Here is a 13,192-nt window from a genome sequence, read left to right as displayed (position 1 = left end):
ACCTCGGCCCCTCCGGCCAGTAGCCTTCCCGGGCGAATGGCGGAGATCGGTGCCACCCTGCGCGAGGCCCGGATGCGCGCCGGGATCGACATCGCCGAGGTCGAGGCCCGGACGAAGATCCGGGCGAAGTACCTGCGTGCGCTGGAGAACGAGGAGTGGAGCCTGCTCCCGGGCTCGACCTTCGTGAAGAGCTTCCTGCGCACCTACGCGGAGGCCCTGGGGCTCGACGCCAAGCTGCTGGTCGAGGAGTACAAGTTCCGCCACGAGCCCTACGAGGGCGCCGGCGCCGGGGTCCGTCGCGGTCCGCGCCGCAGCGGGGGCGGGGGAGGCGGCGGCGCGTTCGGCCCGCCCAAGCGGACCAACTGGGTGCCGCTGCTGCTGCTGGTGGTGCTGGTCGGGGTGGCGCTGTTCGCCGTCTACCGGCTCTCGCAGGGCGAGGACCAGCCGCCGTCGACCACCACCGTCGACACCACCCAGGCCGACGCCCGCGCCGCCGCCGAGCGCAAGAAGCGGGCCGACGAGCGCCGCCGCGCCCGCGAACGGCGCGCGGCCGCCCGCCTGATCGTGCCGCTGCGGGTCCAGGCCGGTCCCAGCACGCCGGTCTTCGTCTGTGTGGTCGACGCCCAGGGCAAGCGGGTCGTCAACGGCCGCGAGCTGGCCGTCGGGCAGCGGACCAAGCTGCTGCGCTCGAAGCGCTTCCGGATCGCCCTCAACGACGCCAGCGCGCGGGTCACGGTCGGCGGCCGCCGCCGCAACCTGACCGCCGGCAGCGACGGCGTCGTCGCCTACGAGATCACCCGCAACGCCAGCAAGCGGCTGCCGGCCGGCCGCCGGCCCTCCTGCTCGTGAGCGTCCCGCGCGCCGCCGTCGTCGTCACCGGGACCGAGGTCCTGGGCGGCTGGGTCAGCGACCGCAACGGGCCCTGGCTGGCCCAGCAGCTGGGCGCGATCGGGGTCGACCACGTCTCGACGACCGTCGTCGGCGACCGGCCCGAGGACCTGCGGGCCGCCCTCGACCACCTGCGGGCGAGCGCGATCGACCTGATCGTCACCTCGGGCGGCCTGGGGCCGACCGAGGACGACCTGACCGCGGCGGTGGTGGCCGAGTTCCAGCGCCGGACGATGGCGATCGACGAGCCGCTGGAAGGCCGGATCTGGACGATCATCGAGGGCTTCGCGCGCCGCTGGAGCAGCCCCAGTCGCCCGGTCGACGAGGCGGCGCTGCGGGCGGCGAACCGCAAGCAGGCGCTGGTGCCCGAGGGCGCGACCGTGCTCGAGCCGGTCGGCACCGCGCCCGGCCTGGTGGTGCCGCCGCCGGACGGCGAGCCGGGGCCGACGGTGCTCGTGCTGCCCGGCCCCCCGCGCGAGCTGCAGCCGATGTGGCGGACGGCGGTCGAGCTGGACGCGTTCCGGGCCGCGATCCCGGGGGCGCTGGTCCGCGGCGAGCAGGTCCTGCGGGTCTACGGGCTGCCCGAGGCGCAGCTGGTCGACACGATGCGCGAGGCCCGGGCGGCCGGGATCGCGCTCGACGAGATCGAGGTCACCACCTGCGCCCACCGCGGCGAGCTGGAGATCGTCAACCGCTGGGCACCCGACCGCGCCGCGACCGCGGAGGCGTTCGCCGCCTTCGTCCGCGACCGCCACGGCGAGCAGCTCTTCTCCGACGACGGCCGCTCGATCGACGAGCTGGTGCTCGACCTGCTGCGCGAGCGCGGCTGGATGGTCGCGACCGCCGAGTCCTGCACCGGCGGGCTGGTGGCTGGGCGGCTGACCGACCGCGCGGGCGCCTCGGACGCGGTCGCGGGCGGGGTGGTCGCCTACTCCAACGACGTCAAGCGGCGGGCGCTGGGGGTCGACGGCCGGCTGCTGGCCGAGCACGGCGCGGTCTCGGCGGCGGTCGCCCAGGCGATGGCGACCGGGGCGCTGGAGCGGCTCGGGGCCGACGTCGCCGTCTCCACCACCGGCGTCGCCGGGCCCGGCGGCGGCAGCGAGGAGAAGCCGGTCGGGACGGTCTTCCTGGCCGTCGCGGCCCGCGACGGCGCCTCGCTGGTGCGTCACGTCCGGATCCCCGGCGACCGCTTCGCGGTCCGCGACCGGACCACCACGGCGGCGCTGCACCTGCTGCGGCGGCTGCTGCGCGGCGAGCGCGACTGAGGGGCGGGGCCGGGAGTCGGGGCCGGTCGGGTGGGGGCCCCGGGGCGCGCGAAGTTGGCGCGAAGTCGGTGCGAAATCGGCACGTTCGGGCACCCACGGGCGACACGAACATATGTACGGTCCGGTTCCGTCCGACCGAGGACGGAAGATCCAGTTCCGCTCCCAGCACGAGGTGACGTTCGAGATGGCCAAGGACACCGATACCGCCAAGGCGCGCGACGCCGCGCTCCAGGGCGCCCTGCAGCAGATCGAGCGCCAGTACGGCAAGGGCACCGTCATGCGGATGGGCGACGAGGGCGCCATCGGGCAGGTCGAGGCCGTGCCGACCGGATCGCTCTCGCTCGACATCGCGCTCGGGATCGGCGGGGTCCCGCGCGGCCGGATCATCGAGATCTTCGGCCCGGAGTCGTCGGGCAAGACGACGCTCGTCTACCACATCCTCGCCGAGGCCCAGAAGCGCGGCGGGGTCTGTGCCTTCATCGACGCCGAGCACGCGATGGACCCGGTCTACGCGAAGGCGATCGGGCTCGACATCGACGAGCTGTTGGTCTCGCAGCCCGACTACGGCGAGCAGGCGCTGGAGATCGCCGACATGCTGGTCCGCTCGGGCGCGGTCGACGTGGTCGCGGTCGACTCGGTCGCCGCGCTGACGCCGCGGGCGGAGCTGGAGGGCCAGATGGGCGACACCACCGTCGGCCTCCAGGCCCGGATGATGAGCCAGGCGATGCGCAAGCTGACCGGCAACCTCAACCGGACCGGCACGATGTGCATCTTCACGAACCAGATCCGCGAGAAGGTCGGCGTGATGTTCGGTTCGCCGGAGACCCAGCCGGGCGGTCGCGCGCTGAAGTTCTACAGCTCGCAGCGGCTCGACATCCGCCGGATCGAGACGATCAAGGAGGGCACCGACGCGGTCGCCAACCGGGTCCGGGTCAAGGTCGTCAAGAACAAGGTCGCGCCGCCGTTCAAGCAGGCCGAGTTCGACATCGAGTTCGGCAAGGGCATCTCGACCTCCGGCTGCCTGATCGATCTCGGCATCGAGCACGACATCGTCCAGAAGTCCGGCTCGTTCTTCAGCTTCGACGGCGAGCGGCTGGCCCAGGGCCGGACGAACGCGAAGGCGCACCTCGACGCCAACCCGGAGATCGCCGCCGAGATCGAGCGGCGGATCTACGAGAAGCTCGACCTGGTGCCGAAGGCCGCTCCGGTCGCCGCCGTCCCGGCCGAGGAGCCCGCCACCGCCGCCGCGTGAGCCTCGCCGCCGACCCCGACCCCGACCCCGACCTGGCGCCCGTCGCCGGTGAGCGGCCGGCGAGGGAGCGGCCGCTGACGGCGAGCAGCGGGCCGGAGGAGCGGGTCCACCACGCGCTCGACCTGGCTTACCGCCACCTGGCCAAGCGCGACCGGACGGTGGCCGAGGTCCAGCGGCACCTGGAGCGGCGGCAGGTCGGGGCGCCCACGATCGAGCGGGCGCTGGCCGAGCTGCACGACCTCGGCTACCTCGACGATCGTCGCTACGCCCAGCGCTACGTCGAGGACCGGCGGCGGATCGAGGGCTGGGGCCGGCTGCGGATCGCGGCCGGGCTGCGGCGGATGGGGATCGGCGACGCGCTGATCGAGGCGGCGCTGGCCGGCGACCCCGACCAGGAGCGCGAGCCGGACCTGGCGGTCGAGGCGCTGGAGCAGCGGCTGGGCGGGGCGCCGCTGGCCGACGACAAGGGACGCAGCCGGGCGCTGCGGCTGCTGGCGACCCGCGGCTTCCCGCTCGAGACGGCCTACGACGCGGTCCGCACCTACGAACGTCGCTGCCGCGAGCGCGCCGACGGGTAGATTCCGGGGCGATGGAATTCGTCCTCGCCGCCGCGCTGCTGGCCGCCGCGATCGTGATCGCCGCGATCCTGGCCCGGGGCCGTTCCGGGGCGGCGCCAGGCGCCGCCGACCAGCGCGACCAGGAGCAGGCGGGGCGCGAGCAGCAACTCGACCGCCGCGACCGCGAGCTGAGCGGCCGGGCCGAGGCGTTGACCGAGCGCGAGCGGCGGATCGATCAGCAGGCGGCCGATCTGGCCACGCTGACCAGCGAGCTGCGGCGGCGCGAGGACCAGATCGAGCAGGCGCTGGAGCGGACGTCGGGCCTCTCGGCCAGCGCGGCGAAGGCGGAGCTGCTGCGGCGGGTCGAGGAGCAGACCCGCCACGAGGAGGCGCGGGTCGTCCGGCGGGTCGAGGAGCAGACGCGGCGCGAGGCCGAGCGGCGGGTCCGCTCGATCCTCTCGACGGCGATGCAGCGCTACGCGGCCGGCCACGCGGCCGAGACCACGGTCTCGGTGGTGAAGCTGCCCGGCGACGACATGAAGGGCCGGATCATCGGCCGCGAGGGCCGCAACATCCGGGCCCTGGAGCACCTGACCGGGGTCAACTTCATCATCGACGACACGCCGGGCGCGGTCGTGCTCTCGTCGTTCGACGGGGTCCGGCGCGAGGTCGCCCGGCGGACGCTCGAGGCGCTGATGGAGGACGGCCGGATCCACCCGGCGAAGATCGAGGAGGCGTACTTCGCCGCCAAGGCCGAGCTGGAGGAGGCGATCCAGGAGGCGGGGGAGTCCGCGGTCCTCGACGCCGACGTCCAGGGCATCCATCCCGACCTGGTGCAGGTGCTGGGCAAGCTGCGCTTCCGGACCAGCTACGGGCAGAACGTGCTGGCCCACTCGGTCGAGTGCGCGATCCTCGCGGGCCTGCTGGCCCACGAGCTGGGGGCCGACGCGGCGACCGCCCGCCGGGCGGCGCTGCTGCACGACATCGGCAAGGCGGTCAGCCACGAGGTCGAGGGCCCGCACGCCCTGGTCGGCGGCCAGCTGGCCCGTCGCCACGGCGAGGCCGAGGCGGTGGCGCACGCGATGGAGGCGCACCACAACGAGGTCGATCCCCAGACGGTCGAGGCGGTGATCGTCCAGGCCGCCGATGCCCTCTCGGGAGCGCGGCCGGGTGCGCGCGGCGAGTCGCTCGAGCTGTACGTGCGGCGCCTCCGCGACCTCGAGTCGATCGCCGCCCGTCACGAGGGCGTCGACCGCGTCTACGCGATGCAGGCCGGCCGCGAGGTCCGGATCATCGTCCTCCCGGAAGCCGTCGACGACGACCAGATGACCCTCCTCGCCCGCGCCATCGCCCGCGAGATCGAGGAGGAGCTGGAGTACCCCGGCCAGATCAAGGTCACGGTCATCCGCGAGTCCCGCGCCAGCGACTTCGCGCGCTGAGGGCGGGGGAGCGCGGTCGGAGTGAGCTAGGGCGCCCGCCGCAGCGCCTCGAAGCGGGCGGGCGACCACTCACCCATCCACTGCATGACGTCGCGGGCGATCTCGCCCGGTCGGAGGCGCTGCCGTGGCGGCGGTCGAGATCGAAACGCATCTGACGGTCGCCGTCGACGCCCGCGCGGCGCAGGACGATCACCAGGTCCCATGACTCGCGGTCGGGGATGGGTTCGGCGTAGACCTCGAGCATGGTGACGCCGTCGCGGGCGAACCCGTCGCGCAAGCTCTCGAACTCGCGGCGGACATAGTCGACGGCGAAGGCGGCGATCTCGCCGGGAGGGGAGTCCTTGTCAAGGGGCATGGGGCGGTGTGCGAGGCCGTCACGCAGGTCGTCGGTCGGCCGAGGCGGAGGTCGCCGCTGCTGGAGCCAGGGAAGAACCGATTCGGAAATGTCACAGTCTGGAGCTGTGGAGCGTGTTCTGGACGTGAAGGTTCTGGCTACGTGGTCGGACGCTCGCCTGTTGGCCGACCGCGCGCAGGCTGAAGAGGCGTTCGCCGTCTTCTATCGCCGGCACGTGACCGTGGTCTTGGCCTTCTACGCGAAGCGCGGGGTCGATCCGGCCTTGGCCGGCGATCTCGCCGCGGAGACGTTCGCAGCGGCGCTTCTTGCCCGCCGGAAGTTTCGGGAGCGCGAGGGCGACGCGCGTCCTTGGCTGCTGAAGATCGCGGCGAACAAGCTGGTCGATCACGCGCGGCGGAGTCGCCGCGACGACAACGCGCGGACCAGGCTGGGGATGGAGCGGGTGGAGCTGTCGGCGCAGGACGTCGCGGACTACGACCGCTTGGCCGTCCTCGACAACGAGGCGGTCACCGCAGCCCTAGATGAACTCCCCGCGGCGCAGCGGCGCGCCGTCGAGGCCCGCGTGATCGCGAACGAGAGCTACCCAGAGATCGCAGATCGCCTCGGGGTCGAGGAAGCGGCGGTCCGTCAGAACGTGAGTCGTGGCTTGGCCCGAATGCGAGCCCGTTTGGAGAAGATTCGATGACCGAGCAGTTGATGTCTGATTTCGTCGACTCGCTGGAGGGCGAGTTGCGAGCTGCGGTGCGTCGCGAGGCCCACCCGGCCGCGCGGACGCGTCGCCGCGTGTTTGCCGGCCTCGGAGCCGCGTCGGCCGCAACCGCAGCGGGAGTCTTGGCGGTCGTCTTGTCCTCGGGACCGAGCGTGAGCGTCGCCCAGGCAGCACCAATCCTTGATCGCCCGGTGGTCAGCATCGCGCAGTTGCGCCGCGACCTTCCGGACGTGGCGGCCCGCACGCGCCGCCCGGATCTCGCTCGGGCCGTCTCGGTCCCGGGCGGGAGGGCCTACTTGATCTTCAAGGGGTCGGAATGGTGCTTGTACGGACCGGATCCCGCGACGGACCATCCGCAGGAGGAGTACGGCAGCACCTGCGCGACCGGCGTCGACTTCACCAAGTGGGGACTCGTGTCGATCATGGGCCAGGGGGCCCAGGGCTACGCGCTGGTCGCTCCGGCGGGCGGGGCCCCAGCGCCGACGATCACAACGAGCGCCGGCAAGGAACGCACCCTGCAGGTTGATCGCGGCGTCGCCCTCGTGGTCGGAATCGAGCCGGGGGACACGGTCACCAGCTACAGCGCGGACGGGGAATCCCGCGAGATCGAGGTGCCCGATGAGCTGACCGGGCCCGGACCGGGGACGATGCAGGATTGCGGGGGCGGCGACATCCGTCCCGCTGGGACCTGCTGACACACGTAAACATATTTGTAGTTGACATGGGCCTGAGCAGGGGATAGAAACATCCATCCCGCTTCGCAGACGTTTCTGTAGCAACCGGGAGCAGTGCCAGGCGATCAACGCCGTACGCGCTGCGACGTCCAGTCCATCAGGAGAGGCATTTCCTTGCTCATGTCCATGAGAGGCGCTGCGCTGCGCCTCAAGGCCAAGGCGCTCATCGGCGCCGCCGCCGCGTGCTGTGCGTTCGCGTTGGTCGCGACCGTGCCACAGCCGGCGAGCGCGACGACGATGCACTACTGCGGTGGCACGTACGCCCCGAACCAAAATTGCTACGGAGCCCGGCACACCCTCCGGCAGAATGCTGTCTACGGCGGCAGCTTCGGGCAGGGTGCATCGGTGGCGGCGTCCGCGCTCGATACGAACCTCAACGAGTACGGGAGCTGGGTCTACGGCGCCGGCTACGCGTGCCACAGCTATGCGGCGTCGCGGCTGCTCTACCCGTGGTTGAAGAACGCCTATTGGGCGTCGATCGAGATGTACGGCCTTGCGCAGTACGGGACGGGGGCTGTCGGATGCTGAACATGAAGCGAAGCGTGGCCGTCGCGGCGGCCCTGAGCTTGTCGGTCGGTGGCGGGGCGCTCGCCGTCACCGCGGCCAACGGAGACGATCCGGTCGGCGTCTACGCGCCGCCGATTGCGTCGGTCTCGACGAGCACCAGCGAGGCGTTCTCGCTGTTCCGCCAGGCCGATGCCCGTGCGGATGACGCGATGCCGTCGGATGCAGTCGAGCAGGTCGCAACGTCGCAGCGGTACGGGCGAAACGCGGATCTCGCGAGGGGCGTCCGGACGGCGAACGGCCGTGGCTGGGCCGTGCCTGGAGCCGACACGCTGTGCCTCGTCGTGAAGGATCCAGTCGACGGCTACGGCACCACCTGCCGTCCGCAGCAGGAGGCCGCCCGCTTCGGCGTCGTGCTCATCATGGTCGCGCCGGACGACCCGAGCGTGGCCAGGGTCTCGGCCGTCCTGCCTGACGGCGCTCGTGCCGAGGCCGTCGGCGCCGGCAAGGCCCAGACGCTCGCCCCGGACGCAGAGGGCGCCGTTGCGGCGGTCGTGCCGACCGGCTCGACCATTGAGGTGACGTCGCCGGACGGTGCCAAGAACAAGTTCGCGATTCCGTCGGAGTTCCCGACCTCGGCGTCTCCGCAGGGCTAGGCGGACAGCGGGTCCCGCTGTTGGAGCCCGCGGCTTGTGCCGCGGGCTCCTGCATTCGCGAGGCTGGCGTTTCAGCAGAAGGACAGGTAGCGCCGACCGCTGCTCGACCCCTGACCCGAAGTGGGGACACAGCCGGTCGTAGACGAACACCCGGTGATGCCGCTGGCGGCGGCACGAGCGTTGCGTAGTGGATGTCCAGAGCGGGCGCCACACTCAAGCACCGCACGTCGCCCTCCCGTCGTATCGCTGCTGCGGAACCTCTAGCGCTTCGATCGTGGCCACCTCTAGGCGGTCGGCGGATGTCCTGACCACGCTTTGAGTAGCGACGATTCGGCCATAGCCGTCAGGAACCTTGCAGGCAGCCGCGAGGTTGGCGCAGAAGGCCGACAAGCGAATCTCGGTTCGGTGGGTGCCTCGCCGACGCGCCCGGCTCCGTTCGTCCTTACCATGGACGTGCTCCTCATGACCCTCGAAGCACAGAAGACGTACCACGTCACCACCTTCGGGTGCCAGATGAACGAGCACGACTCCGAGCGGATGCGGGGGATGCTCGACGCGCTCGGCTACGCCGCCGCCGAGTCGGCCGAGGACGCCGACCTGATCCTCTTCAACACCTGCTCGATCCGGGAGTCGGCCGACTCGCGGTTCGTCGCCCACCTGGGCCACGCCAAGCGGATGAAGAAGGAGCGGCCGGACGTGGTCGTCGGCGTCGGCGGCTGCTGGGCGCAGTCGGTCAAGGACGAGGTCTTCGCCCGCTTCCCGTTCGTCGACGTGGCCTTCGGTCCCGGGCAGATCAACAAGCTGGCCGAGTTCCTCACCTCCGACTCGCTCTCGGCCCAGGGCTACTTCGAGTTCGAGGGCTTCCCCGCCCACCTGCCGACGAAGCGCGACCGGGCCTTCCAGGCCTGGGTCCAGATTGCCGTCGGCTGCAACCTGAAGTGCTCGTACTGCATCGTGCCCTCGACCCGCGGCCGCGAGTCCTCCCGGCCCTTCGAGCAGCTGGTCGAGGAGGTCCGCGCGCTCGCCGCCGACGGGGTCCGCGAGGTCACCCTGCTGGGCCAGAACGTCAACGCCTACGGCCGCGACCTGCGCACCGACGCGCCGTTGCCCAGCGAGCTGCTGCCCTTCTCCGAGGCCGCCAAGCGCCCGACCGCCGGCCTCCGCCCGCGGACCTTCGCCGAGCTGCTGACCGCCGTCGCCGAGATCGACGGGATCGAGCGGATCCGCTACACGTCACCGCACCCGAAGGACATCCGCGAGGACGTGGTCGCCGTCCACGCCGCCCGACCCGAGGTCTGCCAGCACATCCACCTGCCGCTGCAGGCCGGGTCGAGCCGGATCCTCAAGCGGATGCGCCGCACCTACGACAAGCAGCGCTACCTCGACCGGGTCGCGATGATCCGCGAGCAGTGCCCCGACATCGCCATCACCACCGACATCATCGTCGGCTTCCCCGGCGAGACCGAGGCCGAGTTCGAGGAGACGCTCGAGGTGGTCGACGCGGTCCGCTTCGACGGGGCCTTCACCTTCGTCTTCTCGCCCCGCCGCGGCACCGAGGCGGCCGAGATGGTCGACGACTTCGTCCCGCACCCGGTCAAGGTCGCCCGGATGGAGCGGCTGGTCGAGCGGGTCCAGCACCACGCCCGCGAGCGCACCCAGCGGTTCGTCGGCCGCACCCTCGACGTGCTGATCGAGGGCGCCTCGCGGACCGACCCCGACAAGCTCCGCGGCCGCACGACCCACAACAAGGTCGTCAACTTCGTCGGCTTCGGCGAGCCCGGTCAGACCGTCCCGGTCCAGATCACCGGCGCCACCTCGCAGACGCTCAGCGGCGAGATGTCGCTGCTGACCGCGCTCAGCGCTTGACGCGCTGGGCCGCGGCCATCTCGCTGCCCACCCGGTCGCCGCCGAGCTTGCCCGACAGCCGCCCCGGCAGGCCCGGGAAGAGCGCGTTCAGCAGCCCGCTCGCCCGCACGCCGACCGGCGCCACGTCGACCTCGCCCTTGTCGCGGACGATCGCCCGCACCACCGCCGCCGCGACGTCGTCGGGGGTGTTCGTGCCCACGCCCCGCGGCAGCTCGACGTTGGTCTCGGCGAACATGCCCGCGTCGCGGATGAAGCCCGGGAAGACGACGCTGACGCCGATCCCGGCCGGCTTCAGCTCCGGCCGCAGCCCCTGGGCGAACCCGCGCAGGCCCAGCTTGGTGGCCGCGTAGAGGGTCGCGTCGGCCGTCGGCACCTTCGCCGACATCGACGACACGTAGACGTGGTGGCCCGCCCCGCGCTGCTTCATCGCCGGCAGCAGCAGCCGCGTCAGCGCGATCGGCGCCCGCAGGTTGACCTCCAGCACCCGGTCGAGGTCGCCCAGCTCGTAGTCGTCGAGCGGGCCGCTGCCCGGCAGCGCCGCGTTGTGGACCACCACGTCGACCTGGCCGTGCTCCTCGGCCAGCCGCGCGACCTCCTCGCGCGAGGAGAGATCGGCCGAGACGGCGACCGCGCCCAGCTCGTCGGCCAGCGGCTGGAGGACCGCCGCGCGGCGACCGGTCAGCACCAGGGTGGCGCCCTCGCGGGCGAGGGCGCGGGCGATCGCGTGGCCCAGGCCACCCGTCGCGCCGGTGATCAGGACGGTTCGGCCGGCCAGCTGCATGGCCGCAACCCTACTGGCCGGTAGAGCAGCCAGCCGCCTAGGCCAGGAAGACCGCGACCGTGGCCGTGAAGCCGTGCACGAACGGCCGCCCGCCGACCGGGCCGATCTCGCCGGCGGAGAACATGCCCGCCAGCGGCAGCGGTCCCAGCTCGCGCTGGATCGCGTCGGCGTCGTGGTGGTCGTGGCCGAACATGTCGTGGCCGCGGCCGTTGCAGGTGAAGGCCAGCGCGCCCGCCACCTGGCCCGAGCCGACCGCCGCCCGTCGCAGCCGCAGCGCGTCCTCGAAGTCGCGCGAGGCCGTCTCCGGATCGCGCACGTGCAGCTGGGTCACCTGGCCGACCTCGACCGGCGCGCCGACCACGACCGCGCCCGCCTCCGGATCCGCCCCGGCCAGGCCGCGGACCACGAAGTCGCCCGACCCGTACTCCGGCCGTCCCGGACCGACTACCAGGCCCAGCAACAGGCCGTGGCGGATCCGCTCCTGGTCGGCGCTGCCGAGCGCGTCGACCGTGTCGCGCAGGGCCTCGATCGCCGGACGCCCCGCCAGCTCGCGGATCACGCCGCCCTCGCCCGCGGTCACCGCCAGCTCGGGGCCGATCGGCCGCGCCCCCTGCGAGACGCACGGCAGCACCTCGACGCCGGAGAAGCGGATCCCGATCGCCGCCGCGTCGGTCGCGCCGCGGCCGCGCAGCAGCGGCCGCCCGTCCGGCGGCACCATCGACGGCACGCCGCCGATCAGGGGGACGCCCGGCAGGTGCTCCTCGAACGCCCGCAGCGTCCCTTCCAGCGGCAGGTGCGACGAGTCGGCCAGCAGCACGATCGCCGAGCTGCCGGCCTCCGCCTCCGGCAGGCCGAGCAGCGCCAGGCCGTCCTGCACCGGTCGCGTCCGCAGCTCGAAGACGTCGACCGCGCCGTCGCCGACGTCGATCGCCCAGATCGCGATCCCGCTGCCCTGCTCGTGCTCCTGGCCACCCGCGATCAGGCCGCCGGTGGCGCAGCCGACCAGCTCGCCCGGCTCCAGCTCGTCGTGGATCGCGGCCAGCACGGTCGCCGGCGCCGTCACGTGGTCGCCGGCCAGGAAGACGATCGCCAGGTCGCACCGCGCCCCGCCCAGACCCTCGCGCACCTGGCGGGCGGCGACCGCCGTCCCGTGGGCGGGATCGTCGGCGGACGAGTAGCCGGTGGCGACGACGACGGGCATTCGATCCACCATACTGGCGGGCGATGGCGGCCCCTCAGCGTCCCCGGATCGTCGCCCTCTTCGGCCCGACCGCGGTCGGCAAGACCGCCGTCGCCGTCGCCGTCGGCCGGGCGCTGCGGGCCGCCGGCCACGACCCGCTGGCGATCTCCGCCGACGCGATGCAGGTCTACCGCGGGATCGAGACGCTGACCGGGGCCCGCGACGCGCTCGACCAGGACGAGCTGGAGCACCGCCTGGTCTCGGTGCTGCCGATCGACGAGACCTGCTCCGCCGGCCGCTTCGCGCGGATGGCCCACGGCGAGATCGACGCCGCGCTGGCCGCCGGCCGCACGCCGGTGATCGTCGGCGGCACCGGCCTCTACCTGCGCGCCGCCCTCACCGAGCTGGAGCTGCGGCCGCCGGCCCCGCCCGCGCTCCGCGCCCGGCTGGAGGCCGAGCTGGCCGCCGACGGCCCGCAGGCGCTGCACGCGCGGCTGGCCGCCGTCGCGCCCTGGGCCGCCGCCCGGATCGCCCCCGCCGACCGCTCACGGCTGGTGCGGACGCTGGAGCTGCACGAGCTGGGAGAGCTGCGCGAGCCCGACCCCGACGCCCCCAACCGGCTCTGGACCGACGACGTCCGCCACCCGACGCGGCTGGTCGGCCTGGTCCGCGACCGCGACCAGCTGCGGGCGCGGATCGACCTCCGGATCGACGCGATGCTGGCCGCCGGGGCCGCCGACGAGGTCCGGGCCGCGGTCGCCGCCGGCGCCTCGGCGACCGCCCGCAAGGCCCACGGGTTCGAGCCGCTGCTGGCCGGCGACGAGGACCGGATGCGGCGCGACACCCGCCGCTACATCAAGCGCCAGCTGACCTGGATGCGCAAGCTGCCCGGGGTCGAGGTGATCGACCTGACCGGCGATTCCGACCTCGACGCGGTGGCGGCCGCGATCGTCGCCCCGCTGCTCGGCGACTGAGCCTGGATCCAGGCTGAGTCGCGACCGCCGGC

At 73.0% G+C, this 13,192-nt stretch carries 13 protein-coding genes; 11 read left to right on the top strand and 2 right to left on the bottom strand.

Annotation, left to right across the window (positions count from 1 at the left end; genetic code table 11):
• Positions 1 to 36: 36 nt before the first annotated feature.
• The 10 genes from SH587_RS12560 to SH587_RS12515 all read left to right on the top strand — a co-directional run bounded on the left by SH587_RS12560 (position 37) and on the right by SH587_RS12515 (position 10,225).
• A complete protein-coding gene (locus SH587_RS12560; protein WP_320670964.1) occupies positions 37 to 849 on the top strand; it encodes a helix-turn-helix domain-containing protein in 813 nt (270 codons plus the stop codon).
• Positions 846 to 2,153, top strand: coding sequence for a competence/damage-inducible protein A (locus SH587_RS12555; protein ID WP_320670963.1), 1,308 nt, complete (start codon positions 846 to 848; stop codon positions 2,151 to 2,153). Before SH587_RS12560 ends, SH587_RS12555 begins: the two co-directional genes overlap by 4 nt.
• 184 nt (positions 2,154 to 2,337) lie before the next feature.
• On the top strand, positions 2,338 to 3,405 hold the full coding sequence (gene recA, locus SH587_RS12550) for a recombinase RecA (protein ID WP_375341764.1): 1,068 nt from the start codon (positions 2,338 to 2,340) through the stop codon (positions 3,403 to 3,405).
• Entirely contained in the window at positions 3,402 to 3,983 is a 582-nt protein-coding gene (locus SH587_RS12545; RefSeq protein ID WP_320670961.1) for a regulatory protein RecX, read from the top strand. Before recA ends, SH587_RS12545 begins: the two co-directional genes overlap by 4 nt.
• Before the next feature lie 11 nt (positions 3,984 to 3,994).
• Positions 3,995 to 5,401: a ribonuclease Y gene (gene rny, locus SH587_RS12540; RefSeq protein ID WP_320670960.1), complete on the top strand. Its 1,407-nt coding sequence runs from the start codon at positions 3,995 to 3,997 to the stop codon at positions 5,399 to 5,401.
• Positions 5,402 to 5,916: 515 nt separating this feature from the next.
• Entirely contained in the window at positions 5,917 to 6,441 is a 525-nt protein-coding gene (locus SH587_RS12535; protein ID WP_320670959.1) for an RNA polymerase sigma factor, read from the top strand.
• Positions 6,438 to 7,160 carry a hypothetical protein gene (locus SH587_RS12530; RefSeq protein WP_320670958.1) on the top strand — a complete coding sequence of 241 codons (723 nt, stop codon included), beginning with the start codon at positions 6,438 to 6,440 and terminating at the stop codon, positions 7,158 to 7,160. Before SH587_RS12535 ends, SH587_RS12530 begins: the two co-directional genes overlap by 4 nt.
• A gap of 153 nt (positions 7,161 to 7,313) precedes the next feature.
• Positions 7,314 to 7,727, top strand: a complete 414-nt coding sequence (locus tag SH587_RS12525) for a hypothetical protein (RefSeq protein WP_320670957.1) — start codon at positions 7,314 to 7,316, stop codon at positions 7,725 to 7,727.
• Positions 7,721 to 8,359 (top strand): hypothetical protein, encoded by a 639-nt coding sequence (locus SH587_RS12520; protein ID WP_320670956.1) that lies wholly within the window; start codon positions 7,721 to 7,723, stop codon positions 8,357 to 8,359. The genes SH587_RS12525 and SH587_RS12520 overlap by 7 nt, the downstream gene beginning before the upstream one ends.
• A 462-nt stretch (positions 8,360 to 8,821) precedes the next feature.
• Positions 8,822 to 10,225, top strand: a complete 1,404-nt coding sequence (locus SH587_RS12515; RefSeq protein ID WP_320670955.1) for a MiaB/RimO family radical SAM methylthiotransferase — start codon at positions 8,822 to 8,824, stop codon at positions 10,223 to 10,225.
• Here SH587_RS12515 and SH587_RS12510 read toward each other — a convergent pair.
• Together SH587_RS12510 and SH587_RS12505 are read right to left on the bottom strand one after the other, a co-directional pair.
• The gene (locus SH587_RS12510) at positions 10,215 to 11,006 is read right to left on the bottom strand and encodes an SDR family NAD(P)-dependent oxidoreductase (RefSeq protein ID WP_320670954.1); all 792 of its coding nucleotides are present in this window, start codon (positions 11,004 to 11,006) and stop codon (positions 10,215 to 10,217) included. The two genes, SH587_RS12515 and SH587_RS12510, sit on opposite strands and share 11 nt — an antisense overlap.
• Before the next feature lie 37 nt (positions 11,007 to 11,043).
• Positions 11,044 to 12,207, bottom strand: coding sequence for an FIST signal transduction protein (locus tag SH587_RS12505; RefSeq protein ID WP_320670953.1), 1,164 nt, complete (start codon positions 12,205 to 12,207; stop codon positions 11,044 to 11,046).
• A 23-nt stretch (positions 12,208 to 12,230) separates the two neighbouring features.
• On the opposite strand from SH587_RS12505, the gene SH587_RS12500 reads away from it, so the two are divergent.
• A complete protein-coding gene (locus SH587_RS12500; protein ID WP_320670952.1) occupies positions 12,231 to 13,160 on the top strand; it encodes a tRNA (adenosine(37)-N6)-dimethylallyltransferase in 930 nt (309 codons plus the stop codon).
• Positions 13,161 to 13,192 lie beyond the last annotated feature (32 nt).

The organism is Patulibacter defluvii (assembly GCF_034096925.1).
Lineage (GTDB): Bacteria > Actinomycetota > Thermoleophilia > Solirubrobacterales > Solirubrobacteraceae > Patulibacter > Patulibacter defluvii.
The sequence above is the reverse complement of the archived record's forward strand: the minus strand, read 5'-3'. Positions and strand labels throughout refer to the sequence as shown.